This is a genomic window from Streptomyces sp. NPDC102274, assembly GCF_044766385.1.
In the GTDB taxonomy this organism is placed as follows: domain Bacteria; phylum Actinomycetota; class Actinomycetes; order Streptomycetales; family Streptomycetaceae; genus Streptomyces.
Genome location: NZ_JBIWLW010000014.1, coordinates 185203 through 209980, shown reverse-complemented (window position 1 = coordinate 209980; position 24778 = coordinate 185203). Strand labels below are relative to the sequence as shown.

The 24778-nt window shown below is 71.0% G+C and carries 20 protein-coding genes and 2 tRNA genes; 8 read left to right on the top strand and 14 right to left on the bottom strand.

Annotated elements, in window-relative coordinates:
* The 5 genes from gyrA to ACIRQP_RS20925 form a co-directional block, all read left to right on the top strand.
* A partial coding sequence (gene gyrA / locus ACIRQP_RS20945) for a DNA gyrase subunit A (RefSeq protein WP_403892112.1) occupies nt 1-2154 on the top strand: 2154 nt, incomplete at its 5' end.
* 87 nt (nt 2155-2241) lie between these two features.
* Entirely contained in the window at nt 2242-2862 is a 621-nt protein-coding gene (locus ACIRQP_RS20940; protein WP_403892143.1) for a DUF3566 domain-containing protein, read from the top strand.
* A 58-nt stretch (nt 2863-2920) separates the two neighbouring features.
* A tRNA-Ile gene (locus ACIRQP_RS20935) sits at nt 2921-2994 on the top strand.
* A 260-nt stretch (nt 2995-3254) separates the two neighbouring features.
* A complete protein-coding gene (locus tag ACIRQP_RS20930; protein ID WP_211266759.1) occupies nt 3255-3389 on the top strand; it encodes a DLW-39 family protein in 135 nt (44 codons plus the stop codon).
* 244 nt (nt 3390-3633) lie between these two features.
* On the top strand, nt 3634-4956 hold the full coding sequence (locus tag ACIRQP_RS20925) for a hypothetical protein (protein WP_403892110.1): 1323 nt from the start codon (nt 3634-3636) through the stop codon (nt 4954-4956).
* A 34-nt stretch (nt 4957-4990) separates the two neighbouring features.
* Here ACIRQP_RS20925 and ACIRQP_RS20920 read toward each other — a convergent pair whose 3' ends face one another.
* On the bottom strand, nt 4991-6508 hold the full coding sequence (locus ACIRQP_RS20920) for a protein kinase (protein WP_403892108.1): 1518 nt from the start codon (nt 6506-6508) through the stop codon (nt 4991-4993).
* 34 nt (nt 6509-6542) lie between these two features.
* Nucleotides 6543-7091, bottom strand: coding sequence for a helix-turn-helix domain-containing protein (locus ACIRQP_RS20915; protein WP_403892105.1), 549 nt, complete (start codon nt 7089-7091; stop codon nt 6543-6545).
* 185 nt (nt 7092-7276) lie between these two features.
* Between ACIRQP_RS20915 and ACIRQP_RS20910 the strand changes: the two genes are divergently transcribed.
* Nucleotides 7277-7349, top strand: a tRNA-Ala gene (locus ACIRQP_RS20910).
* Between the two features lie 188 nt (nt 7350-7537).
* A complete protein-coding gene (locus tag ACIRQP_RS20905) occupies nt 7538-8797 on the top strand; it encodes a M23 family metallopeptidase (RefSeq protein ID WP_403892102.1) in 1260 nt (419 codons plus the stop codon).
* Nucleotides 8798-9053: 256 nt separating this feature from the next.
* Here the strand turns inward: ACIRQP_RS20905 and ACIRQP_RS20900 are convergent, their stop codons facing one another.
* From ACIRQP_RS20900 to ACIRQP_RS20845, 12 genes are all read right to left on the bottom strand, one after another.
* Nucleotides 9054-10433, bottom strand: a complete 1380-nt coding sequence (locus ACIRQP_RS20900) for an NADase-type glycan-binding domain-containing protein (RefSeq protein WP_403892098.1) — start codon at nt 10431-10433, stop codon at nt 9054-9056.
* Nucleotides 10430-11029 carry a phage tail protein gene (locus ACIRQP_RS20895; protein WP_403892140.1) on the bottom strand — a complete coding sequence of 200 codons (600 nt, stop codon included), beginning with the start codon at nt 11027-11029 and terminating at the stop codon, nt 10430-10432. The genes ACIRQP_RS20900 and ACIRQP_RS20895 overlap by 4 nt, the downstream gene beginning before the upstream one ends.
* 62 nt (nt 11030-11091) lie before the next feature.
* Nucleotides 11092-13050 carry a putative baseplate assembly protein gene (locus tag ACIRQP_RS20890; RefSeq protein WP_403892095.1) on the bottom strand — a complete coding sequence of 653 codons (1959 nt, stop codon included), beginning with the start codon at nt 13048-13050 and terminating at the stop codon, nt 11092-11094.
* Nucleotides 13050-13493: a GPW/gp25 family protein gene (locus ACIRQP_RS20885; protein ID WP_403892092.1), complete on the bottom strand. Its 444-nt coding sequence runs from the start codon at nt 13491-13493 to the stop codon at nt 13050-13052. The genes ACIRQP_RS20890 and ACIRQP_RS20885 overlap by 1 nt, the downstream gene beginning before the upstream one ends.
* A complete protein-coding gene (locus ACIRQP_RS20880) occupies nt 13493-15340 on the bottom strand; it encodes a VgrG-related protein (RefSeq protein WP_403892089.1) in 1848 nt (615 codons plus the stop codon). Before ACIRQP_RS20880 ends, ACIRQP_RS20885 begins: the two co-directional genes overlap by 1 nt.
* Nucleotides 15340-16062, bottom strand: a complete 723-nt coding sequence (locus ACIRQP_RS20875; protein WP_403892086.1) for a peptidase M23 — start codon at nt 16060-16062, stop codon at nt 15340-15342. Before ACIRQP_RS20875 ends, ACIRQP_RS20880 begins: the two co-directional genes overlap by 1 nt.
* Nucleotides 16063-16065: 3 nt before the next feature.
* Nucleotides 16066-16503 carry a phage tail protein gene (locus tag ACIRQP_RS20870; protein ID WP_403892083.1) on the bottom strand — a complete coding sequence of 146 codons (438 nt, stop codon included), beginning with the start codon at nt 16501-16503 and terminating at the stop codon, nt 16066-16068.
* A 146-nt stretch (nt 16504-16649) separates the two neighbouring features.
* Entirely contained in the window at nt 16650-17177 is a 528-nt protein-coding gene (locus ACIRQP_RS20865) for an extensin (RefSeq protein WP_403892080.1), read from the bottom strand.
* 2882 nt (nt 17178-20059) lie between these two features.
* Nucleotides 20060-20218: a DUF6760 family protein gene (locus ACIRQP_RS20860; RefSeq protein WP_329233208.1), complete on the bottom strand. Its 159-nt coding sequence runs from the start codon at nt 20216-20218 to the stop codon at nt 20060-20062.
* Complete coding sequence (locus ACIRQP_RS20855) at nt 20215-20697, bottom strand: hypothetical protein (protein ID WP_403892077.1); 483 nt, start codon at nt 20695-20697, stop codon at nt 20215-20217. The genes ACIRQP_RS20860 and ACIRQP_RS20855 overlap by 4 nt, the downstream gene beginning before the upstream one ends.
* Nucleotides 20697-21140: a phage tail protein gene (locus tag ACIRQP_RS20850; protein WP_056784699.1), complete on the bottom strand. Its 444-nt coding sequence runs from the start codon at nt 21138-21140 to the stop codon at nt 20697-20699. The genes ACIRQP_RS20855 and ACIRQP_RS20850 overlap by 1 nt, the downstream gene beginning before the upstream one ends.
* 78 nt (nt 21141-21218) lie before the next feature.
* On the bottom strand, nt 21219-22835 hold the full coding sequence (locus ACIRQP_RS20845) for a phage tail sheath family protein (RefSeq protein WP_403892074.1): 1617 nt from the start codon (nt 22833-22835) through the stop codon (nt 21219-21221).
* A 345-nt stretch (nt 22836-23180) separates the two neighbouring features.
* Between ACIRQP_RS20845 and ACIRQP_RS20840 the strand changes: the two genes are divergently transcribed.
* The gene (locus tag ACIRQP_RS20840; protein ID WP_403892071.1) at nt 23181-24698 is read left to right on the top strand and encodes a hypothetical protein; all 1518 of its coding nucleotides are present in this window, start codon (nt 23181-23183) and stop codon (nt 24696-24698) included.
* Nucleotides 24699-24778: the final 80 nt, after the last annotated feature.

Below are 24778 nucleotides of genomic sequence, written 5' to 3'. Positions count from 1 at the left end.
GACGAGGAGACCGTCGACTTCACGGACAACTACGACGGCCGTAACCAGGAGCCGACGGTTCTGCCGGCGCGGTTCCCGAATCTGCTGATCAACGGTTCCGCCGGGATCGCCGTCGGTATGGCCACGAACATCCCGCCGCACAATCTGCGGGAGGTGGCGGCCGGCGCGATGTGGGCGCTGGAGCACCCCGAGGCGAGCCACGAGGAGCTGCTCGACGCGCTGATCGAGCGGATCAAGGGCCCGGACTTCCCGACCGGCGCGCTGGTCGTGGGGCGCAAGGGCATCGAGGAGGCGTACCGCACGGGCCGCGGCTCGATCACGATGCGCGCGGTGGTCGAGGTCGAGGAGATCCAGAACCGCCAGTGCCTGGTGGTCACGGAGCTGCCGTACCAGACCAACCCAGACAATCTCGCTCAGAAGATTGCCGACCTGGTCAAGGACGGCAGGGTCGGCGGCATCGCGGATGTACGCGACGAGACGTCCTCGCGTACGGGTCAGCGGCTGGTCGTCGTCCTGAAGCGGGACGCGGTCGCCAAGGTCGTACTGAACAACCTGTACAAGCACACCGACCTGCAGAGCAACTTCAGCGCGAACATGCTGGCGCTGGTGGACGGCGTGCCGCGCACGCTCTCGCTGGACGCGTTCATCCGGCACTGGGTGACGCACCAGATCGAGGTCATCGTCCGGCGTACGAGGTTCCGGCTGCGCAAGGCCGAGGAGCGGGCGCACATCCTGCGCGGTCTGCTCAAGGCGCTCGACGCGATCGACGAGGTCATCGCGCTGATCCGGCGCAGTGACACGGTCGAGATCGCGCGTGAGGGCCTGATGGGGCTGCTCACGATCGACGAGATCCAGGCGAACGCGATCCTGGAGATGCAGCTGCGCCGGCTGGCGGCCCTGGAGCGGCAGAAGATCGTCGCGGAGCACGACGAGCTCCAGCAGAAGATCAATGAGTACAACGCGATCCTGGCCTCGCCGGAGAAGCAGCGGCAGATCGTCCATGACGAACTGGCCGTCATCGTCGACAAGTTCGGTGACGACCGGCGTTCGAAGCTGGTGCCCTTCGACGGTGACATGTCCATCGAGGACCTGATCGCCGAGGAGGACATCGTCGTCACGATCACGCGTGGCGGCTATGTGAAGCGTACGAAGACGGACGACTACCGCTCGCAGAAGCGCGGCGGCAAGGGCGTACGCGGTACGAAGCTGAAGGAAGACGACATCGTCGACCACTTCTTCGTCTCGACGACGCACCACTGGCTGCTGTTCTTCACGAACAAGGGCCGGGTCTACCGGGCGAAGGCGTACGAGCTGCCGGACGCCGGGCGCGACGCGCGGGGCCAGCATGTGGCCAATCTGCTCGCCTTCCAGCCGGACGAGCGGATCGCCGAGATCCTGGCCATCCGCGACTACGAGGCCGTGCCGTATCTGGTCCTGGCCACGAAGGCGGGTCTGGTGAAGAAGACCCCGCTCAAGGACTACGACTCGCCCCGCTCGGGCGGTGTCATCGCGATCAACCTCCGGGAGACGGACGACGGCGCGGACGATGAGCTGATCGGCGCGGAGCTGGTGTCGGCGGAGGACGATCTGCTGCTCATCAGCCGGAAGGCGCAGTCGATCCGGTTCACCGCGACGGACGACGCGCTGCGGCCGATGGGGCGTGCCACCTCGGGCGTGAAGGGGATGAGTTTCCGCGAGGGCGACGAACTGCTCTCGATGAATGTCGTCCGGCCCGGTACGTTCGTCTTCACTGCTACAGATGGCGGATACGCGAAACGGACCCCTGTCGACGAGTATCGCGTCCAGGGTCGAGGCGGTCTGGGTATCAAGGCCGCCAAGATTGTGGAGGATCGGGGTTCTCTCGTCGGTGCGTTGGTGGTGGAGGAAACGGATGAGATCCTGGCCATCACTCTCGGCGGCGGTGTGATTCGCACGCGAGTCAACGAAGTCAGGGAGACCGGCCGTGACACGATGGGTGTCCAACTGATCAACCTGGGCAAGCGGGATGCCGTCGTCGGTATCGCGCGCAATGCCGAGGCGGGACGTGAAGCCGAAGAGGTCGACGGGACCGATGACCCGGGGACCGAAGAGGCTGGTACGGCCGAGGTCGTCGCCGAGGGCACTCAGCCTTCGGCCGGGGAGCACGAGGAGTAGAGCGTGAGTGGAGCCACGGGCGCCGGATCGGCCGCTTCCGGAGCGAACGGTGCCCGTGGCCCTGCCACGGACTCCCAGGGGGTAACGGTGACGGACACCCGGGGGCAGAAGCCCCCTTACGACACGTACGGCGCCGGGCAGCCGCAGCCGGCCGCTCAGCCGTACCACCCGCCGCAGGCGTATCCCTCGCCACAGGGCGGCGGGCCAAGTCAGGGCGGACAGCAGATCCAGCAAGGGGCTCCCGTGACATCTGCCGTTTCCGGTGGGGCCGGTCCTTCGGGGGCTCCTTCCGCTTCCGCGGTGCGCCGACCGCGGACGGGCGCGCGGACGACTCCGCGTACCCGCAAGGCGCGACTGCGGGTGGCGAAGGCCGATCCGTGGTCGGTGATGAAGGTGAGTTTCCTGCTCTCCATCGCGCTCGGTCTGTGCACCATCGTCGCGGCCGCCGTGCTGTGGATGGTCATGGACGCGATGGGCGTCTTCTCGACGGTGGGCGGGACGATCAGTGAGGCCACGGGCTCGAACGAGAGCAATGGCTTCGACCTTCAGTCGTTCCTGTCGCTGCCGCGAGTGATCATCTTCACGTCGGTCATCGCGGTGATCGATGTGGTGCTGGCGACGGCGCTGGCCACGCTCGGAGCCTTCATCTACAACCTGTCCGCGGGCTTTGTGGGCGGTGTTGAGCTCACGCTCGCCGAGGACGAGTGAGGGCCGGGTATCGATTTTGGGGCTGGCCCTGAAGTGCGCTAATCTTCAGGGGCAGCGCGGGGCTATAGCTCAGTTGGTTAGAGCGCATCCCTGATAAGGATGAGGCCACAGGTTCAAATCCTGTTAGCCCCACCGCGACAATCGGCCCGTACGGATCGCATCCGTACGGGCCGATCGTATTTTCGCGGTTCTTCTTGTGGGGCCCGAGTGGGACCGAGTGGGATCCGACTGGGACTCGCGTCTTTGGGTCGTGGACCCATTCCGGTTGGCCGCTCTTTATGGTCGGCCGAAGCCCCCGCCCCGCGTTGTGGACAGGTCACCGATCGGTATCGGTCGGTGTGTATAGTCGGGCAACAGAAGTCCCCTACGTCAAGGAAAGACGAGGTCGCGCGGTGAAGAAGCTTCTCTTGGTCGCACTGGCCGCCATCGGCGGGCTCCTCGTGTACCGCCAGATCCAGGCGGACCGCGCCGAGCAGGATCTGTGGACGGAGGAGACCGACTCCGTGCCCGCAGGTTCGGGTGTGTGAGACGCAGTAGTCCTGATACGAGCCCCGGCCGCCGAGCGGTCGGGGCTCCGTGCTGTCCGGACTCCGTACCCTCCCCCGGGGAATTCACTCACGTGAATCCTTGACTTGCTTACGCAATGGATGGGTGGGTGGACCGCGAGTGATCCGGCTGACCGTGCGGACCCCGCAGACAGCGGAGGGAGCCCCGGGGCAGGATGGACCGACCGGACGGGGCCAGGCGGGCCGAGAGGGCGAGGGGAAGCGCGTGAAGTGGCAGCGCAGCAGGGGGCGGGCGGCGTCGGCCAGGGCGGCGGCGATGGGCGCGGCGGTGTGCGTGCTGGCGGCGCTGCCGGGCCAGGCCAGGGCGGACGGTGAGCCGAGCCTGTACGTCTTCGATCCCGGCGCGAAGCGGATCAGCGGAGCGGCGACCACGAGCGGGGCGAAGCAGCTTGACGCCGGCGGCACTTACCGCGATTCGATCGAGCCCGGCGGCACGCTCGTCTACCGGCTGAACCTCGACGCGGAGACGAACGCCTATGTGTCGGCCGTCGCCGTGCCCGGACCGGGGACGACGGTCGCCTATGGAGACAAGATCAAGATCTCGCTGCAGAACAGTCAGGGCAGCGACTGCAGCTCCAACGACGCGCAGTTCGGCGCGGCGAGCAAATTCCCCCAGCCGCTCGCGGCCTATGCCTACCGGTCGGTCGAGAAGGGGGCCCACTCCTGCCAGGAAGCCGGCTCGTACTACGCCGTCATCGAGCGGACCGGTGAGGACTCCTCCACCCCCGAGCCGTGGGGGCTGGAGATCCGCCATGTCGCCGAGCCGGAGCTCACGAGCTCCGGACCGTCCGAGGCGCCCTCGGGGTGGCCCAGCGCCTCGCCGGAACCGGCCGGCGGCGAGCCGCGGGCACAGGCGGGGGGTACGGGCTTCTACGACGCCGCGGAGCTGGGGAAGGGCGAGTGGACGGCGCAGATCGAGCCGGGCGGCTCGCTCTTCTACCGGGTGCCGGTGGACTGGGGGCAGCAGATCTTCGTCGGCGCGGACCTGGGCAGCGCGGCGGGAACGGGATCCGGGTCGGGGTCGGGGTTTGTGAGCGGCGCGTTCTCCATGGCCCTCTACAACCCGGCGCGAGGGCTCGTCGACACCAGCAACTCGCTCTCGTACAACGGGAAGCAGAAGACGACGGACCTCGACCCGCTGCCTCCGGTGGCGTACGAGAACCGCTTCGGCTCGCGGACCGGCGACAAGGAGATGAGGTTCGCGGGCTGGTACTACCTGCGCGTCAGCCTCAACCCGGAGGTGGGCCAGGAGTTCGGCCCGGGGCCGTACGGGCTGACGCTGCGGGTCGACGTCACGGGCGACCCGAAGGGCGCTCCGGCGTACGCGGGGCCCGCCGGCGAATTCAGCGTGAACCCGGACGACCGGCAGTCGGTGACGGACGACGGGAAGCCCCGGGCCGCCGCGTCGGACAGCGGCACGATGACGCTGGTCGCGGTGGGCGGGATCGGTCTGGGCACCGTGCTGGTGCTGGGCCTGGGGGTGTGGACGCTGCTCGCGCGGCGGCGCGCGGCACCGGGACCCGGCTGAGCGTCCGGGCCTCCAGATCCGGGCGAGCGCGCGGTCAAGGGATCTGGGTGAGGGCCCAGATGCCCACGGCGAAAGAGGCCAGCGCCAGCAGCAGGACCGGGACCGTCACCTTCGGGGGCGGTCCCGGACGTTTGACGGGGGCGCGGTGGGACGGTGTCCGCGGATGGGGAACCGCCGGCTGCTGGAAGGGAACCCGCGGGCTCTGAGCGGTGTAGGGCCGGGTGTGGGGGTCTTCGTGCAGGACCGACGCCGTCTCCGCCTGGGAGAGGTCGGGCGGGGTGGCGTAGTCGTAGTGAGGGGGGACGTGCTGCGCCGGGTACGGCGGGACGTAGGCCTGTTGCGGGGCGGGCTGGGGCTGCGGGGGGTACGGGGGCTGCTGGGACACGTGGTCCCGGCCCGGCGGCGGGGGGAGATGGAAACTGCCGGTCTCCGACATGGAGGCGGGCCCTGGCGCCGGAGTGGGGGACGGCGAGGGCGCTGGTGTGGGGGACGGCGAGGGCGGCGGTGTGACGGACGACGCGGCCGTCGCAGGTCCGGCCGGCGGCTGAGCACCGCGCGGATCGGTGTACGGGCCGCCGGTGGCGTCGGTGTACGGAGCGGCGGGGCGGCCGCCGGTCCGGGGATCCGTGCCAGGACTGCCAGGACTGACAGGACCGGCGGGACCGACGCGGCCGACAGGACCGTCGGGGCCGAACGCGGAGGGGAGCGGACCGATCTGGTCGAAGACCTCGACCATCTCGTCGTCGATGTCGGGCTCGGGCAGCAGCTCCACGGCCGTTGTCAGCGCCTTGCGGGCGCCCGTGGCCGTACGGAACCTCGCGTGCGGGTCGGGCTGCAGCAGGCCCGCCAGTACCTGCCACAGCGGCTCGGGGATGCCCTGGGGCGCCCCGGGGGTGCCGTGCGCGGTGAAATGCTCGACCAGGGCTTTGGCGTCCGGCTTCTGACCCTGCAGCAGATAGAGCGCGACGAGACCGACCGCGAAGAGATCGGCGGGGAAGTCCGGCTCGGCGCCCATCATCTGCTCGGGCGCGAAGTAACCGGGCGTTCCCACCACGTAGTTGGTCTCTGTCAGGCGCGGCTCGCCCTTGCGCATGGAGATACCGAAGTCGGACAGCCGCAGATGCGGCCTGCCCGTTCCGGTGGCCTCCAGCAGGATGTTGGCCGGTTTGATGTCGCGGTGCACGACCCCCTCCGCGTGCACCGCGGCCAGACCCGCCAGCAACTGGTCGAGCAGGGTGCAGACGAAGCGCGGCGGCAGCGGCCCGTAGTCGCCGATGACATGCGCCAGCGAGCCGCCGCTCACCAGGTCCATGGTGAACAGGACCTTGTCGTCGTCCGCGGCCCAGCTGGCCGGGGCGAGGACATGCGGGTGATCGATCCGCAGCGCCTGCTCCCGTACGAAGCGCAGCAGGGTGTGCGCGTCGCTCTGCTGGAGGACCTTCGCCGCCACGTAGCGCCGGCGCCGGTGGTCCCAGGCGCGCCAGACGGCGCCGACACCGCCGCGTCCGATCGGGTCGATCAGCTCGTACCGTCCCGCGAAGACCTCACCCATGCGCCGCGCTCGCTCCCCGTCGTTCCGTACGCCGTCAGCTTTGATGCGCCTCGTAGTGGGCGACCGCCTCCGCGGTGCGCCCGGCGCCGTAGACCCTGAGGAACTCTGCCAGTTCGGGCTGGGTCGGGGCGAGGGAGTCCGCGGCATCGATGATGTCGCCGGCCGCCGCGACCGAGCGCAGCAGGGACTGGATCTCGCGGACCACCCGGCGCACGGTCGGCGCGCCCGAGCTGTTCGTCGTCTGGCTCGTACCGGTGAGGACGGAGCCGCCCTGCGACTTCTTGATCTCCTCCATCCGGTCCGTGGCCTCCCCGGCGCTGACGCTTCCGTCGGCCACCTGACCTGCCAGATCCTGCAGGGCCTGGACCCGCTGGACCACGGCAGGGTTGCCGATCTTCGCGCGTTGACCGCTCATGAGCTGGGAGAGCATCGGCGCGGAGAGTCCGAGGACCGCCGCGAGCCGGGCCTGGTTCAGGCCCAGGTCATCTATGAGACGACGGAAGAGCGCCCCCAACGGCTCTCCGTACCAGCTCCGCTGAAGTTCTCTGGCTCTGGCAGTCGATTCCTGCTGTGTGGCGTCCATGCGCGTCTCCCCATCGCTTCCCCAATGCGGCAGCTTCGCTGCTGCGAACCTCGTGGGGCATCCTACGGAGCGTGGTCGTGCACGGGGAGTCCCCATCATTTTGCGGGATCACTCGATACACCCGGTACCCTGGTCCCGGTGATGGACGAGCGCTACTGCGCGGCTCGGCCGTACCCATCCACCGAGGGGCCTTAGCTCAGTTGGTAGAGCGCTGTCTTTGCATGGCAGATGTCAGGGGTTCGACTCCCCTAGGCTCCACTCTGGCGGACCCCCTCTGCCCTGCGGAAACGTAGGGCAGAGGGGGTCCTTCTTTCGTTTTGGTGGCCCTAGTGGGCGGCGTCGGTCGAACACGGTCGGTTCATGACGCCATGGGGCCGGCAGGGCCTTGCGCGGCGGATGGCATAGTGAGCCCCACAGCGACGGTCGAATGGGGGAGTGCCGGGCCTGTGAGAATCGCTCGCTGGATGGTGCCGGTCATCTTCGGGGTTGTGATGACGCCGGTATCGATCGGAATCGGAGCCCTGCTGCTCGGCACCTTCGACGACGGCGAGGCGACCGGCGGAGACGTCCCCGCGCCGATGAGCACCGCGCTGAAGGCGGGCGATGTGGGTGTGCCCGTCGTCTACGCGAAGCTCATACGCGACGCCGCGGCCGACTGTGACGACAAGCTGCTCACCGCCCCCGTGCTGGCCGCGCAGTTGAAGCAGGCGAGCAACTTCAACCCGAGGGCCCGGTCGATCGCGGCCGACGGATCAAACGGACCGCCGGATGGCGGGGGCTCGCTGACGGACCCGCGGACCGAGGACCAGCAAGCAGCGGAGAACGAGACGGAGCCGGGCGGGAAGACGGCCGGGCCGGCGGACGAGGAGCGTCTCTCCGGGGAAGGCGATCCCGTCGAACTCCCGCCCGAGGAAAATGCGTTGGGCGACGAATTGTCCGATGGACCGAAAACCGAACGGCCCGTCACCCGGGGCATCGCGCAGTTCTCCGATGCCGACTGGGAGACCGAGGGCGTCGACGGCAACAACGACGGCGCCGAGGACATCCTCGACCCGGCGGACGCCATACCGTCACTGGGCAAGAGAATGTGCAGGCTCCTGGGCACCGCCGAGGGGTACCCCGGCTACCGGGGTACCCCCCTGGAACTGGCCCTGGCCGGGCACCACGCGGGCTGGGAGACGGTCGAGAAGTACGGTGGCGTACCGCGCGCGAGCGGGGCGGACGGGATGACCTACGAGTACGTCAAGGCCATCGTGAAGTCCGCCACCCAGATGGTGGTCCCCGCCGGCGGCGACGTGTCCGGCGGCTGGACCCTGCCCGTCGAGGGACCGGCAGGCACCCCCTACCACCAGCGGGGATCCTCCTGGTCCACCGGCCTGCACACCGGCGTCGACTTCGTGGTCCCCACCGGGACGCCGGTCCAGGCCATCGGCCCCGGCGAGGTCGTCACGGCCGGAGCGGGCGGGGACTACGGCAACCAGGTCGTCATCCGCCACGAGGACGGTACGTACAGCCAGTACGCCCATCTCTCCGAGGTGAAGGCCGTCGTCGGCCAGAGCGTCCAGGGCGGCACACTCATCGGCTGGTCCGGCGCGACCGGCAACGTCACGGGGCCGCACCTGCACTTCGAGGCGCGCACCGGGCCCGGCTTCGGATCCGACATCTCCCCCATCCCGTACCTGCGCGGCAAGGGCCTGATCAGCTGAGGGCGGACCCGACGGCGTCCCGGCGGCGGTGGACGTGGGACGGCGCACCGGCGCACTGGCACACGAACTGCCGAAGAGGAGCCGGAGCCTCACCGTCGTGGTCCGCACGACCGGAGCGGCGCCCTGTACGCACCGGGTCACGGCGCGGACAGGGGAGCCGCGGGTCCTCGAACGAATGCGCCCGCCTCCCCGACCTGACCTTCGCAGAAGTCTGTCGGAGACGCGGGCGCCCGGCGGACGGCGGTGGGGCCGGCCCCTACGTGCCGCTGGTCGCGGCGCGGGTGAAGAACTCGATCTCGGCTATCGAGACCTGCTTGTCGGAGCCCACGTTGAACGCCGAGCGTATGACGAACCGGACGCTGACGACGTTCTGCGCCCGGAACTTCCGCTGCTGGGGGCTGCTCACCTGGTCGAGTTTGATAGGGCGGGTGGTCTTCTTCCCGTCGGCCGTGGTGACGATCACGTCCATACGGTGCGGCAGCGCGGCCTCGGTGAGGTCGGACGCCTTGGCGGAGATGCCGGACGTGATGAGGATGTCCAGCAGACGGGTGGGTTCCTGGAAGCGCGCCTCGACCCACTCGCCCTCGGCGGACTGCGAGACTCCGGGGCCCCACCAGCTGTTGTTGATCTTGTCGAAGAGCAGCTTCGGCGGGTGGCCGCCGAAGGAGCGGGACGCCGCGGCGGAGTCCGGGGTGATCTGGGCCCGCTTCGCGAAGTGGTCGCGCGCCGCGTTCCACGCCGTACTGACGTTGAACGCCGCGTAGATCACCAGCCCGAGCGCGAGACCGTACGCGATCCAGGGGAAGACGCGACCGATCCCCCGGCGCAGCCTCGGGCGGTCGCCCGCCCACGGCGTCGGGCCGTTGCCGAAGTCCCACATGCGGCGCCACCAGGGGCGCCGGGCCTCCGGGACGCCGGGGCGCTCCACGAGGGACATGCCGCAGCGACGGCAGAAGTGCCGGTCGGGGCGGTTGCCGACCTCGCACCAGGGGCACGGGGGGCCGGTCTCGTCGGCGGGTTCGCCGCTGGGGGCCTGGACCCGGGGCCGGGCCGAGGCGGGCATGCCGGGGAGGACCGGGGCGACCTCCGGTGGCGGCGCGGCGGCGCGCTGGTCGGCGACCGGTACGAGCAGTGCCCTGGCCCGCGCGCTCGCGTCCGAGTCAGGCTCCCCGGCTCCGGCCGGAGCGACCGGGACCGGCGAGGCGGTCGGCGCTGCGGGGGTCACCGGGATCGTGGGCAGGGTGTCGTCGTCCTCGGGTGCCCTCGCCGGTGAATCGGCGCGTACGGGCTCGTACACCGGCTCGTGCGGGGCGTCGTGCACGGGGGCGCGCACCGGCTCGGGCACCGGGTCCGCGCTGCGGGCGTCGGCGTCCGCGTCGAACGGCGAGACCGTGCCCGAGCCCGGCTCGGCGCCCGCGGCGCCCGAAGCCTCCGCGCCACGCTGCCGGCCCGCCCCGCTCGCACCCCGTTCCCGCGGGTCCGGGGTCCAGCTCAGAACCGCGCCGCAGCCGTCACAGAAGGACTGCCCCGGGTTCTGCCGTGTGCCGCACTCGGCACAGTGGCGCGGCTCGTTCGCCGTTACGTCTCCGGCCGTGGCGGAAGGTGGCTTGGAGGGGAAAGCCTGCTGACTGGTCACCTGTCGGAAGTCCTTTCGGCGGCGGTCACCTGGACCGTGTAAGGCATATGGGCGGGGCGAGCTGCCGCTACGAGGCGCTCCAGCCGGTGCTCGGCCGCGGGGCCGGGCTCCGGCAGCCGTACGGTGACATGCAGATGGGGGCGGGTCCCGCCGGGGACCGGGCCCAGGGGCCTGGCGTCCCAGGCGGCCGCGCCGCTCTCGGTGATCTCCGGCTCCACGCCGAAGGCGAGCCGTACCGCCTCCGACAGTCCCTGCCGGGTGCCGCGGATACGGTGCAGCCGTACGGCGGCGGTCACCGCGGCGCGCAGTGCGACCGTCGCCTCGGAGTCCCGCGGGTGGCCGGTGCCCGGTGTGGTGAGCGGAACTTCGGTGAGGTCACGGCGCCCGGGTCCGTCCGCGCGGCCGGCCGCGTCGGGCCCTTCGGTCCCCGCGCCCACCCAGCTGCCGAGCCAGCGGGTGAAGTCCGCGGGCGCGAGCGACGGCGTGAAATAGGCGTCGAGGCAGTCGAGCACGTTGTGGAGCGGTGCGAGGACCTCGTCGATCCCGGCGACGAAGCGCTGGGCGAGATCATCGTCGGCGAAGACCGCGGGCAGCATCACGCCCAGCGGTGCCGAGGAGCCGAGTCCGTCGACGGAGCCGCGCGCGCTCCCGCTCGTGGTCACGAGGCGTCGCCTATCACCCGGACGCGGTGGTCGAACGAGAAGACCAGCGCGGGGGGTTCGAGGTCGATCCGCTCGGTGGGGTCGCCGCGCTTGCCGCTGAGCGGGTCGGCGGGGTGCAGCAGCACCTCGTCCACCAGCTCGACGCCGGGCACCCGTTGCAGCACCGCGAACACCTCGCCCGCCTGCACCGGGCGGCCGAAGGGCCAGCCCGTGCCGTGCGCTCCCCCGGTCAGCGGGTCGAGATGGCGGTACAGGGCGTCGTGCGCCTGCCGTCTGACCCGGTCGGTGTCGGTGCCGCGGAAGGCGTGCACGGTCGCGACGACCGTCACCCCCTGGTAGAACGGCGGTCCTACCGCCAGCCGGGTGCCGATCAGGCGCCGCTCGTCCAGGTAGTGGGTGATGCGCGCCAACAGGGCGTCTCCCGGTACGAGTTGTTCGAATCGCAGCCGGCCGCCCGGGTCGGACACGGCCTGCGGGACGACCAGTACCCGTACGGCGTGCGCGCCGTGCTCGTCGGGCTCGGCCGCGAGGCAGGTGATGCGCGCGGTCTCGGGCGCCGCGCGCCGCGCCAGCTCCTCGTAGTCCCGCAGGGTCACGGCGCGGTCCTGCGCGCTCAGCGCGATGGGCGCCCTGAGCTTCGCCTCCTCGACGGTCTCGCCGTCGACGCCGCCACGCGCGGCCTCACGGTTGATGACGTCGGAGACGTACGGGACGGAGTCGCGCAGCACCTGGATGGCGCCCCTGGCGACATTGCCGGCTTTTCCGCCGCCCGTGCGGTAGCGGCGGGCCCGGATGGGCGCGCCCTTGGGCGGTACGGCCCCGTACTGGCGCAGGGTGCCGTCCGGTTCGCGTACGGACGGGCCGAAGGTGATCTCACCGGTGGTGGCGTCCAGGATGATGTGCCGGTCGGCGGGGCCCGAGGCGGCGAAATGGCCGACGGTCTCCCAGTCGACCCAGCCGTCGCGCTCGGCGACCTGGAGGAGCAGCGGCTGCGCGTCGCCGACGACGGGGCTGTGGGCCAGCCGCAGCCGGTGTCCCGGCAGCCCGGTGGACTCCCCCAGCGCCTCGTCCCGCACCGTCTCGGCGTGCACGACACCGGTGGTGCCGCCGATGCTGAACGCCTCGGCGGAGCGGATGGTGGGCGAGGTGGTGTAGAAGGGCTGGCCCTGGTCCGGCTCGGTGACCCGGCAGCGCAGCCAGCCCGCCTCGCGCCGCCCGGTGCGGGAGAGCGCGTGACCGCCGGGAACGTGCAGCACGACCTCGCCTGGGCGGTTGAGTCCGCCGGTGGTGTCCCGCTCGACGTCGCAGGTGACCCAGCCGTCGGCGGTCCACGCCTCCCAGGCGAGCGGCGGCTGCCTGGGGTCGACACCGACACCGTCCACCTGGCTGTCGAGCTCCAGGACGACGACGCACTCCGGTACGGCGGCGCTGAGCCCGAACAGCATGCGGTCACCGGGGCGCGGGGCCTCCGTGAAGCAGTGCACATCCTTGGACTCGGCGAGGTCGGAGGTGTGGTCGATCGCTTCCTGGTCGGCCCGCTGGACCACCAGGTACGACAAATCGCATGGCACCACGGTGAGTTCGCGCTCGGTGGCGAAGACCACCGCGTCCTCGGTCTGGGTGCGGACCGTGGCGACCTCGGTGCCCGTTGCCAGGACGACGGGCTGCTGCTGCGGTGCCGACAGCCAGAACGTGACGTCGGCACGCGCCGCGGAGGGCGGGAAGAGGGTGATCCCGATGAGGTCCAGGAACGCGAGGTGGTTCTTCTCGGGCACCCGGTTGAGCCGGTACACGATCTGGTCGGCCATGTGGGCGACCGTCTCGACGAGGGTCACGCCCGGGTCGGAGACGTTGTGGTCGGTCCACTCGGGGGCGCGCTGCTGGATGTAGCGCTTGGCGTCGTCGACGAACTGCTGGAAGCGCCGGTCGTCGAGGTTGGGGGAGGGCAGGGCCATCAGCGGTCGCTTCCAAGGTGCTCGTCGGACGTGCCGGACCCCTCGGGCCCGTCGTGGGAGGGGATCACGTAGAACGGGAAAACCAGACTGCGCGGGTTGTTGGTGCCGGTGATCGAGTAGCGGACGTCGATGAAGAGCACGCCCTGTTCCGGGCCGGCGGTCACCGCGACGTCGTCCACTTCGATGCGCGGCTCCCAGCGGTCGAGGCAGCTGTGCACCTCGTGCTGGATACGGCCGGCGGTGGCCTCGTTGACGGGCGCGAAGACCATGTCGTGGATGGCGCAGCCGAATTCGGGGCGCATCGGCCGCTCGCCGGGTGCGGTGGACAGGACGAGCCGGATCGCCTCCTCGACCTCGCGTTCCCCGCTGACCAGGGCGATACCGCCGGTGGGGCTGATGCGCATCGGGAACGCCCAGCCGGAGCCGACGAACTGTTCCGCCATCAGACCCCTCCTACCGTCAGCACCGGCTTCGTGTTGGAGGTGAGGAGGCCGGCGGATTTGATCGTGACGGCATTCAGACCGATGTTGATGCCCGCGTTGATCTGCAGGGAGACCTCCGCTGTCAGCGACATGGCCGCGGCGGTCGTCACGTTGAGCGTCGCCGCGTTGATGTTCATCGGTCCGCCGCTGCGGATCGTCAGGGAACCCACCGCGTTCAGCGAGAGATTGCCGCCCGCGTTGATCGCCACGGCGCCGGACCCTCTGATGGAGACCTTTCCCTTGCTGTCCACGACGATCTCGGTCTTCGTCCGGTCCAGATTGATGGTGAGCCTGTTGTCGCCGGTGGAGAGCCGCACCCCGCGCTTGAGGCCGACGCTCTGGTCGAGCAGGTCGATGCGGTTGTTGCTGCGGTCGGACAGGGTGCGCCTGGTGACCTTGCCGCGCGTCGGGTCGTACACCGGCACGTCGACGGGGTCCGGCTTGTCGACGCCGTTGTAGAGGCCGCCGATGACGTACGGGTGGTCCAGGGCGCCGCGGTCGAAGGCGACCAGCACCTCGTCGTCCACGTCCGGGGAGATCATGCTGCCGCCCTTGACCCCGCCGAGCTGGACGGTGCGGGTCCAGTCGCTGACGTACAGGTCGTCCAGCCACGGGAACTTCAGCTTGACCCTGCCCTGCCTCAACGGGTCCTTGACGTCGGTGACCAGGGCGTTGGCGACGCTCGGCAGCCTGGCGGGGCCCGCCCCGCCGCCTCCGGAGGTGAGCCCGTACAGCGAACGCCACTGGCGCCCGCTGACGTTCAGGAACGTCTCGTAGTGCTCCTGGTCGCCGAAGGTGTGGCGGGCGGCGGTGACCGTGTACTTGCCCTGGAACGGCTTGCCCACGTCCTTGAGGGTGACGGCGACGCCGGGACGCAGCTCGGTGTTGCCCCGCGCCGTGATCTCCACCTCGGCGAAGGAGGAGGTCACGTCGTCCGCCAGGGCATCGGCGGCGTGCTTGACCTCGTCCAGCTTGTCGTAGGGGGTGTCCGTCTCGACGAGTTCGGCCTTGCCGAAGGTCTTGGACACCTCGGAGGGTGTCGTGCCGATGGCGAAGCCCGGGTTGGCCAGAGCGGGCGACTTGGAGACGAGGGCCTGCTTGCTGGTGACGTTCCAGCCCCGCGCCTCGACGGCGGTCACCTGGTCGGCGGAGGTGACGGCGGCGCGGCAGCGCAGGATCTCCTCGCCGCCCTTCAGGAGGAGCGCGCTCTTCCGGCTCGGCATGGTCCCCGGGGGAGCCAGCGCCGCCTGCTGCCGCTTGACGAACTGGAACTTGCCCATCGAGTTGACGGACATCACCATCTCGTTCTCGTCCGCGAGCCGCTGGACGAAGTCCCAGTCGGTGACGTTGGCCTGGCTGATGAACTCGTATTGGCCCTTGGTCCGTTGGGTCTTCCCCACCGGGAGGCCGTTCTTGCGCGCCAGCTCGACGGCGATCTCGGTGGCGGTCTTGTTCCTGTACGCGGCGACCCTGCGCTGCCGGAGCATGCGGTGACCCTTGTCGTAGCCGCGGATGACGGTGAAGGTGCCGGTGCGGTCGTAGTCGGTCTCCAGGGCGGTGACCTCTCCGGTGATCAGCGGCGTGCCCTTGCCGTCCGAGAGGGGCGCGATGACCACGGGCGCACCGATCTCGACGTTCAGCTTGGCGAGGATGTCCTTCTTCTCGTCACGGAAGGTGAGCTGGAACGCGCCGGGCACCCCCGCGCCGAAGTCGACCCGGCCGCCCACCAGTTTCTTGTCCTCCGGGGACTTGAGCTTCGTGCCGGCGATCTGCACCGTGAGGATGTTGGAGAAACCGATATCGGACATCAGGAGCCGACCTCTTCAGCGGCGGGAAGCATCAGCTCGGCACCGGGCGTCAGCACCTTCGGGTCGTCGATGTCGTTGGCCTCGGCAATCGTGCGCCACACGGTGGCGTCCCCGTACTCGCGCCAGGCGAGCAGCTGGAGCGAGTCACCGGCGACGACCCGGTGCACGCGGCGGGTGGTGAGCGCGCCGGAGGTGGGGTTCTGGCCGAGGGTGCTGCTCGGGATCTCGTGCAGGTTCACCTGGCAGACGGCACGGATCGGCATCCCGTTGGTGTTGAAGAGGGTGTACTGGGCCTCCACGGAGCTGACGTACGCGTTGAAGCGGGCGGTGGAGAAGGCGCCCCACTCGAAGACCACCCACGGCGTCGACGGCTGTTTGGCCGCGATGCTGGCGCTGGTCGTCTCGCAGCAGGAGAAGAGGGCTTCGACCTTCTTGCGCACATCGTTGCTTTCCGGGTCGTCGGAGCGGTCGAGGAAGATCTCCACCGTCATCTCCCGGGGCTCGGGCCCCATGAACTCCGGGACCGCGCCGTCGCGCACGGCGGCGGTGGGCGTGGTCTTCCACCGGGCCCTGCGGGTCAGCGACAGCTGGGACGGGTTGAAGTCGAAATTGAACGTCTTCATGAGCGCGCCGGGGGTGGTGCTGCTGCCGATCGGCGGCTGGTGGATGGCGAGCGTCGCCCGCACCAGGCTGTCGCCGATGCCGAAGCTGGAGAGGTTCATCGGCTACGCCGCCCCCGCGTCCGTGAATCCGTGATGGGCGATCTCCAGGACCTCGGTGGCCACGGCGGGGCTCGCCGGGTCGAAGGACGGACCACGCCAGCTCACCGGGAGTACGTCGATCAGCCCCCACTGGGCGACCATCGAGCCGTCGGCGCGCAGCGCGGCGATCTGCCCGGTGGGCCGGGTCACCCCCGTGGTGACGGAGGAGATCCACTCCGCGACCTTCGCGGTGTCCTCGGTGAGGGGCCGGGTCAGCGTGATGTTGGAGAAGGTGACACGGGAGGGCAGCTGCCAGACGAATCCGTTGTTGCCGCCCTCCTGCCGCTGCTCGATCTCGACCTGGGAGGAGAGCCCTTCGCAACCGTTGAAGTTGCCCAGGCTCTCACCGTCGATGGTGAGGTTGAAGAAGATGGTGGAGCCTGCGTCGAGTTCCTGGGGCATCGGGTGTGGCCTTCCTGCGGTTCCACGTGCGGTTGGGTCGGGGATCCCGACGGAAATCGGTCCTGCGGGGGTCGTGGGCTTACGGGCCGCGGGCTTACGCGTTCACACGCCCACGGGCCGGATCGTGCGGCTCGCGCGGTGGCCGGTCAGTGGCGTGGATCGCGCAATTTCCCGATCCGTTCGCGATCGAGCCGCAGCTCGGTACGCAACAACCGGGTCATCGGCCCGATCAGCCGGTGGACCAGCTCGGCCATCTGGTCCTCCTGCAGATCACGCGGTTTGAACTGGCTCGTCACGGAGGGCGCGGGCCTCTCCGAAGATCCCCCGCCCCCGCCCCCGCCGCCGCTCCGCTGTACCGCGACGGACGTGCCACGACGTGGCGTGGACACACGCACGGGCGCCGGGGGCGGGGGCGGCGTCGGGGCCGCGACGGGAGGTGGAGCGGGCCGCGCGGCCGGGGTCGCGGGCACCCGCTGCACCGGGAGGGCGGCGGCCGGAGCGGGCCGGGAGGGCGCGAGCGACACGACCGGGCTCCGGACGGGCCCGGTCACGGAGGTGGTGGGAACGCCGGGGCCGCCGGAGACATCCGTCACCGGCGTACGGGCGATCCCGCCCGGGACGGGCGGCGCCGACGCGGACGCGGAGCGCTGCACGACGGGGAATGCCTCGGCCACGCCGTTGAACCGGCGCCCCCCGTTGCCGGGTTGCGCGCGAAAGGGAGCCGTGACGGGGGCCGCCACCGGATGGGCCGAGTGGGCGGCCGTACCCGGCGGCGGTCGGACGGCGGCGGGCGGCGTCACGGAGGGCGGAGGCGGCGGAGGCGACGACGCGGAACGCTGTACGACGTGCCGGGGGGCGCCGGTGGTACCGCCGGGCGCCACCGCCGGTACACCTGCGGCACTCGTGGCCGCGCTTGCCGCCCCGGCGGCCCGAACGCGGCGCAGACGCACGGCGGTCGGTACCGCCGGAGCGGCCGGTGGGGCGGTCGTCGTCGTCCGCGTGAGGGCCGGAGACCGCGGCGCGGGCAGCGGCACGGCGCCACGGGCACCCGGCAGCGCGGATGCGCCGGGAGCGGTGGCCCGCCGCACAGCGACCGGGGAGGCACCGGCCACCGGGCCCGTACCGGGCGCCGCGGGCACGGGCCTCACCGGCGACGGCGTGAAGCCGGCTGCCGTGACCGGCCGCGAGGAACTCACCAGCGGAGCGATCGGCATCGGCCGGGACCGGGACACCGAGGGCGCGTCGGCCGAAGCCGGCGGTACGGCGGACGTCATGGTCACGGCGGGCGATCGCACCACGGACGGCGGGGCACTCGTCGGGGTCACCGGGGTACGGGGAGCCGGAGCGGCTGCGGGGACCGGGCCCGCGGCAGCGGGTGGGACGGGGCCCCGGGCCGAGGACTGGGGCTGGGGCGCGGTCCGGGCGACGGACGACCGCTGTACGGGCAGCGCGCCGTCCGAACGGCCGGATCCGGATCCGGTGTTCCCGGCGGCCCGTACCGGCTTTCCCTGCGCGGAGCCAGTCCTGGAACCGGGTGCGGAACCGGCGCCGACGAGGGGCACCGACCGGGTGGAACTCACCGGTGCGGTGGGCGCCGCCGCCCGCCGCACCGGCGGCTCGGCAGCCGAGCGGACGGCCGCGGATCCGCCGCCCGCCGCCACGGACCGCGTCGAACTCGGCGACGCTCCGAACGTGTCGGCACCGCCGCCACCGGAGACATCCGGCTGCCGAACGGCGGCTCCGGGCACCGGCCCGGTACCACCGGCACGTGCCGGACCGGCGACCGCCGGGCCAGTGGCCGCCGGGCCAGTGGCCGCCGGGCCAGTGGCCGCCGGGCCGGAGAGCGCCCCGGCGCCCGGCGGCCGGTGCGGACTCGTTGTCACCTCGTCAGATGTGGGGCGCCGCGGCGCGGTCGGGGCCGGCGCGGGTGTGGCGGTGGGTGCCGCAGGTCCCTGCGCGGGCGACGCGGGCCGTGCGGGCGGCCGTACGGAAAGGGGCACCGGGGCGCTCGTAGGCGCACCGACCGCCGGTGAACGCTGCACGAGAGGTGTGCCGCCGGAAGCCGGAACGCCGGTCTGTCGACGCACCGCCGGTGCGGCCGCCCGACCGCCGACGGGCCCGGACAGCGGGGCGCCCAGCTTCGGCCGGACGGGCGGACGGGACACGGGTGTCCCCGCACCGGACGCACCGGTGGCCGGGGTACCGGCAGCAGGGGAACCAGGCCCCGGCACAACGGCCGGGCTCTTGAGCGCTGGTGGCCCAGCCGCCGGTGTCACCGGTACGGGCGGCGTTGTGCCGTTCCCGGCGCCGCCGGACACACGTGCCCTCCCCGACGCCACTTCGCCCCCGGAGATGCCCGGGGACGGGACTGCGGGTGTCGTCGGGCCTCGCGGGGACGGACGCACGACAGGACCGGCGATGCCACCACGCTTCTCCACCGGTGGAATCCGCGCTGCCGTTGAAGCCGGGGAAGCCGGCTGCGCCGCCGCCGGCGGAACGGCCGGCCCCGGCAACGGTGGCCCGAGCAGTGGGCGCCGGGCCGGCCCGGCGCCCACCACTCCTGCCCCCCGGCCGGGAGCGCTTGCCTCACGTCGCTGTACGGGGAGGGAGGAGGGGGGAGCCGGAGGGGTCCGGTCCGGAGAGGGTGCCGCCTCGGGCGCCCCCGTCGGCCCCGGCCGCCGGGGGCCCGGTGGCTCGATCCGCGCGGAGCCGCCGCGAGGGCCGTCCTGCTCCCCGTCGGAGCGCCGGACGCGAACAGGGGCGGCCGGAGCCGCCGAGGAAGGAGCAGGGGGAGCGGAAGCCGGAGCCGGAGCGGCCGTGGCGGAAGAGGACGAGGACGCGCGCGTCGATACCCGCGCGGATGTCCGAGCGGGCCCGTGCGCAGGCTTCGTCGCGGGCGCCGACGCCGGGGCAGCCGCGGAAGCGGCCGGCCTCGGGGCCGCCGCGGGAGCCGCCGGGGCAGGCTTCGTCGCCCTGCTCGGTGCCACCGCGGCAAGCACCCGGCGCTGCACGGAGCTCGGGACGGACGCCCGTGTCAGCGCCGAGGGGGCGGACCCCGGCCGGGACCGTACGGGAGCGAGCCGTGGCCCCAGGGCGCGCTGGACCGTGGGCCCCTGGCCCTGGCCGCCGGTACCACCGTGCCCCTCGTCGCCGTCGTCGACGGCAGCGACCGGCAGGGAAAGCCTGGTCTCACCGAGACCGCCCGGCCTGGACCTCCCGGCGGACGACAGCGCGTCCTTGATGAGACCGGCCGGGGCACCGTCCAGGACGGCATGCGAGAGCGTCCCGGAGAAGGAGTGGTTCTGCCAGGCGGCCAGCGAACCGCCGAAGTCCGCGGCGGCGACGGTCTGCCGGGCCGGCGCCAGCATCGCACGCTGGATCGGCGGCAGACCGGCCCAGCCGCGTCCCCCACCGGATGCGTCGGCCCCCACACCCGCGGACGCCTCAGGGGCGGGGCCCGGTGTTGTACCGTCCCCGCCCCCGGCCACGCTCTGCTCCCGGCCCTGGCCCTGCTTTCCGCCTCGGCCCCGGCCCTTGAGCCGGTCGAATATGCCCATCACCGCTCCGTTGCCGCACGCGTCACCAACGTGGCGATCTGCTCGGCAAATCGCCGCCGCTCACGGTGTTCGAGGTCCAGGATGTCGTCCAAGTTCCAGTGGAAGTGGTAGGCGATGTACGCGATCTCCTCATGGATCCGGTCGGTCGCGTACGTCACGATTCCCCCAGGCGGCTCCCGCCGAGCTCGACCTCGAACGGCTGCTCGCAGTGCGGGCAGGACACGCCGGCTCTGGTGTGGCCCTCGGCGTTGACCTGACGGTAGAAGTCCTGCAGAAAGGCGAGGTCGGAGGCGAACATGTTCTCCACCACGCCGTCGTGCATGTGTGCCACGGTGCCCAGCTGGGTGATGACCCGGCCGAGCAGCACCACCGAGAGATACGCGGGGTTCTCCTGCACCCGCATGTCCCGCAGCGGGATCAGCTCGTCCCGGGCGGTCGCCAGCCGCATCACGCCCTCGCGATGCACGGTTCCCATGTCGTCCACATACCCGCGCGGCAGCTCGAACGCGAACTCGGTCCGCAGCTGCTGCCGTACGGGCTGTGCTTCCGCCGGTACGACGGCCGGGGCCGCCACGTCCGCGAGAGCGGACGTGGCGGCAGCGGCGTCGGTGGCGGGTCTGGCAGGTCCGCGACGCATTACTCAGTGACCAGCTCTTCGTAGACGATCGTGACGGTCTCGGTCATCACGGATGCCTCGCCCGCCGTCGCTGCCGCGCCCATCACCTTGGTGCACCAGGCGTTGCGCAGGTGCTGACGCCTGACCGGGTTGTACTGGTAGTCCATGTAGATGATGCTCGCGTTCTTGCGGGCCGAGCCCATGTCGCCGCGCAGCGAGGCGTTGATCCACTCGGTGAAGGCGGCGGACTGCTCCATGCCGCGCGTGACCGTGGTCTCACCGGCCTTCTTCACGCCGGGCATCTTCTTGGTGATCGGCTGGCCGTTCGCCGAGACCTGCTGGTACTCGATGACGTCCTGCTCCATCCCCACCTCGCCCACGGCGTGGAGGTACTCGACCATGACTCCGTCGATCTGGAGGCCGAAGTTATGGGTAGTGAGGGCATCACCCTGAGAGAGAGTCATGAAAGCCGTTCTTTCTGCTGATGCTGGGACCTGTGGCTGTATACGAAATCAAGCGGTGGGTCGGCGGTACGTGACGTTCTACTCCTCCAGCTCGCCACTGCCGCCGGAGAACTGCGCCAGTCGGAAGATCACGAACTCGGCAGGCTTGACCGGCGAGACACCGATCTGGCAGATGACCCGTCCCAGGTCCACCGACTCGGGCGGGTTGGTCTCGGCGTCGCACTTCACGTAGTAGGCGTCCTCCGGCGTGGCGCCGAACAGCGCGCCGCTGCGCCACTCCGTCACCAGGAACGCGGAGATGTTCCGCCTGATGCGGGCCCACAGCGCCTGGTCGTTGGGCTCGAACACCACCCACTGCGTGCCGTTGAGGATCGACTCCTCCAGGTAGTTGAAGTACCTGCGGACGTTGAGGTAGCGCCAGGCCGGGTCGGAGGAGAGGGTGCGCGCGCCCCAGACGCGGATGCCGCGGCCGGGGAAGGTACGGATGCAGTTCACGCCGATCGGGTTGAGCAGGTCCTGCTCGCCCCGGGTGATCTGCATCTCCAGGTCGACAGCGCCGCGTACGACCTCGTTGGCGGGGGCCTTGTGCACACCGCGCTCGGAGTCGTTGCGGGCCCAGATGCCGGCGACGTGGCCGCTCGGCGGGATCAGCCGGGTCTGACCGCCGGCCGGGTCGAAGACCTTGATCCACGGGTAGTAGAGCGCGGCGTACTTGGAGTCGTAGTTGGACGTCTCCTGGCGCCAGACCCGGATCTGCCGGGCGTTGAGGCCGGGCGGCGGGTCGATGATCGCCAGCCGGTCACCCATCAGTTCGCAGTGGGCGATCAGACCGAGCTGGACGGCCTTGACGGCCTCCAGGTCGATCGCGCCGCGCTGGTAGGCGGCCATCAGATCGGGGACGGCGACCATGGAGATCTCGTCCACCGCTTCGAGGCCGCCGAAGCCGGTACGGTCCGAGGAGTCGCCCAGGTACTCGGCGATGCCGACCGACTCGCCCTCCACCGCGTCCGGGACCGCGGGGGCCCGCGGGACGGCGACGGGAACGGCGAGCGCGACCGTCTGATTGTCGGGGCGGGCGAGCTGCGAGGCCGCGACCGCCTCCTGCACGGAGATCAGCTTGGAGCGTTCCTTGACCTGCGTGACCACGTAGTTGCGGGCGTTCTTCTTCGCCGAGACGTCGAAGGTCTCGACGGGCTTCGTGCCGTCCATGACGACCAGCCGGAAGCGCTCGGCGGGGCCCTCGCCCTCGGCGTCCGTGACCTCGACGCTGAGCGTGCCGCTCTCGCCGGGCGCGACGGCCGACACCTTGAACGTACCAAGGGCCTGCGGCTCCCCGGCCGTCAGTTCGGCGGGCGCGGCACCGCCGGCCACGGCCGACCGGCCGCGCTGTCCGCTGACCGGCTCGGCGCCTTCGCCCGCCACGCCGCCGGTGGCCCCGCCCACTCGGACCACGTAGGCGGCGGAGCCACCGTTGTTGAAGAAGCCGTACACCGAGTGCGCCAGGAAGTATCCGTCGGTGAACTCACCGAAGGAGGCAACGTACTGGGTCCAGTTGGTGACCAGGGTCGGCTCGTTCAGAGGTCCGTCGGGCGCCAGCCCGACGAAAGCGGCCACCGAGGTGCCGACCCCCTCGATCGGACGAGAGCCGCTGGCCACCTCTTCCACGTACACGCCCGGCGACAGATAAGACGGCATGCTCTGCTCTCCTCGGGGTACCAAAAACAAGTCCAGACTCACCCTCGCGGCCCATGCGCGGTCGGGTAAACGTCCTCCGGTGCCTTATCGAGGGCACCGAATATGCCCCCAGGGGTAATGGGGAGAAGGCCGCGCGGCCGGTCCCGTCACCAGGGGCTCCCGGCGGGGCGGGACGGAGCGGTACCGGCTGACGCACCGTGGAGTTCGGCCGCGGGCGTGGTCCGGCTTCCGCCGACCCGTGGTTGACGTATGGGGGTTTGAGGGCAGCGAGCGCCGCCTTTCGGGCACTGGTGCTACCCCGCGGCCTCTGACGGCGTCGCTCCCATGGGCAGTAGCGTCGCTCCGGTGACCACCTGGACATCCTTGGAGCCCGCCTCGACCACGGTCGACCCGGGCAGCAGCACCACCGTACGACTGCGTCTGCGCAACACCGGCGACGTCGTCGACGAGTACCGCTTCGAGGCGGTCGGCGACATCGCTCCGTACGTCACGGTGGAACCGCCGTCCATCAGGCTCTTTCCGGGAACCACCGGAATCGTGGAGCTGACGTTCGCCCCGCCGCGCACCCCGGACGCGACCGCGGGGCCGCATCCGTACGGTGTGCGCATCCTGCCCACAGAGCACCCCGGGGCCGCCACGGTCGCCGAGGGGAACGTCACCTTCACCACGTTCATGGAGGTGCGGGCCGAGCTGGTCCCGCAGACCGTCAAGGGACGCTTCCGGGGCCGGCCCAAGCTGGCCGTCGACAACCTCGGCAACACGATGCTCACGGCGTCGATCGGCGGCGACAAGAGCAGCGACGACCTCTCGTACGAGATCGTCCCGTCCAACGTGCAGATTGAACCCGGGCGCGCCGCCTTCGTCGACGCGACGCTGAAGCCCCGCCAGGTCACCTGGGTGGGGCAGACGCAGCAGCGGCCGTACGAACTGTCGGTGCGGCGCTCGGGGTTCGAGCCCCTGGCGGTGAACGGGACGTACGTGCAGCGCAGCCTGCTGCCGTTCTGGATGATGACCACGCTGAGTCTGCTGCTCGCGCTCACCATCACCGGTCTCGTGCTCTGGTTCACCTACAAGGCACCGGTCCGCACCCTCGCGACGGAGAAGCTCCAGCAGGCGGCGGCCACCGCGCTGCCGGAGGAACCGCCGGAGAAGCCCACGCAGGAAGCCGCGCCCGTCGAGCAGCCCAAGGCGGACGAGGGCGGCGGCGGAGAGAAGGAGGAGAAGACCGAGGAGGAGAAGACCGAGCGGGGTCCACTGCCCCTCACGTCGGAGGACCCGCCGAACCTCTTCGTGCAGTTCGCGCAGGTACGGCTGGTCGAGGGGGCGGGCGGCTGCAAGCTGACCTCCCCGCACACGGTGGGCAAGCTGGACCCGGCGACCGCGGAGGCGCTGAAGTGCTTCCAGCAGTCCCACAGCTCGTCATACGGCGACTTCAGCCGACTGGTGGAGAACGACGGGCTCGGAAACCTGGGCCGTAGCACGATGACCGCGCTCCTGGCAGCGCACTTCGTCGACGCGAAGTCGGTGGAGCTGAAGCAGGACGAACCCAGCCCGGAGGTGCCGTGGGTACGGAACATCATGCTCTGGGGCACTCAGGCCGAGATCGACGACGGTGACCTGGCCATTACGGTGGAGTGCACGAAGGCCAACATCGACTATCTGCGGAAGCACACGCAGCTCAAGGAGAAGCCGACTCAGGGTCTCACGGACAGGATCAAGGAGTACCAGAGCCAGTTCGCGGCAGAGCAGAGCGGGGTCATGGACGAGCTGACGCTCAACAAGACGAAGCTGGGCTGGATCGAGACGCAGGACACCCCGGGCACGGTGACGGCCAAGGACTGGCTCCCGGCGCCGGTGGAGTGAGCGGCCTCGCTCGTCACCGCCATGGGCCCGTGGCCGCCGGACAGGACATGTCCGGCGGCCACGGGCCCATGGCGCGACCG

What these genes read in the sequence shown, in the direction of transcription:
- ACIRQP_RS20920 (WP_403892108.1), bottom strand. Translation starts at nt 6,508, where the DNA reads ATGGGTGAGGTCTTCGCGGGACGGTACGAGCTGATCGACCCGATCGGA.
- ACIRQP_RS20915 (WP_403892105.1), bottom strand. Translation starts at nt 7,091, where the DNA reads ATGGACGCCACACAGCAGGAATCGACTGCCAGAGCCAGAGAACTTCAG.
- ACIRQP_RS20895 (WP_403892140.1), bottom strand. Translation starts at nt 11,029, where the DNA reads ATGCTGCCCGCGGTCTTCGCCGACGATGATCTCGCCCAGCGCTTCGTC.
- ACIRQP_RS20890 (WP_403892095.1), bottom strand. Translation starts at nt 13,050, where the DNA reads ATGGCCCTGCCCTCCCCCAACCTCGACGACCGGCGCTTCCAGCAGTTC.
- ACIRQP_RS20885 (WP_403892092.1), bottom strand. Translation starts at nt 13,493, where the DNA reads ATGGCGGAACAGTTCGTCGGCTCCGGCTGGGCGTTCCCGATGCGCATC.
- ACIRQP_RS20880 (WP_403892089.1), bottom strand. Translation starts at nt 15,340, where the DNA reads ATGTCCGATATCGGTTTCTCCAACATCCTCACGGTGCAGATCGCCGGC.
- ACIRQP_RS20875 (WP_403892086.1), bottom strand. Translation starts at nt 16,062, where the DNA reads ATGAACCTCTCCAGCTTCGGCATCGGCGACAGCCTGGTGCGGGCGACG.
- ACIRQP_RS20870 (WP_403892083.1), bottom strand. Translation starts at nt 16,503, where the DNA reads ATGCCCCAGGAACTCGACGCAGGCTCCACCATCTTCTTCAACCTCACC.
- ACIRQP_RS20855 (WP_403892077.1), bottom strand. Translation starts at nt 20,697, where the DNA reads ATGCGTCGCGGACCTGCCAGACCCGCCACCGACGCCGCTGCCGCCACG.
- ACIRQP_RS20850 (WP_056784699.1), bottom strand. Translation starts at nt 21,140, where the DNA reads ATGACTCTCTCTCAGGGTGATGCCCTCACTACCCATAACTTCGGCCTC.
- ACIRQP_RS20845 (WP_403892074.1), bottom strand. Translation starts at nt 22,835, where the DNA reads ATGCCGTCTTATCTGTCGCCGGGCGTGTACGTGGAAGAGGTGGCCAGC.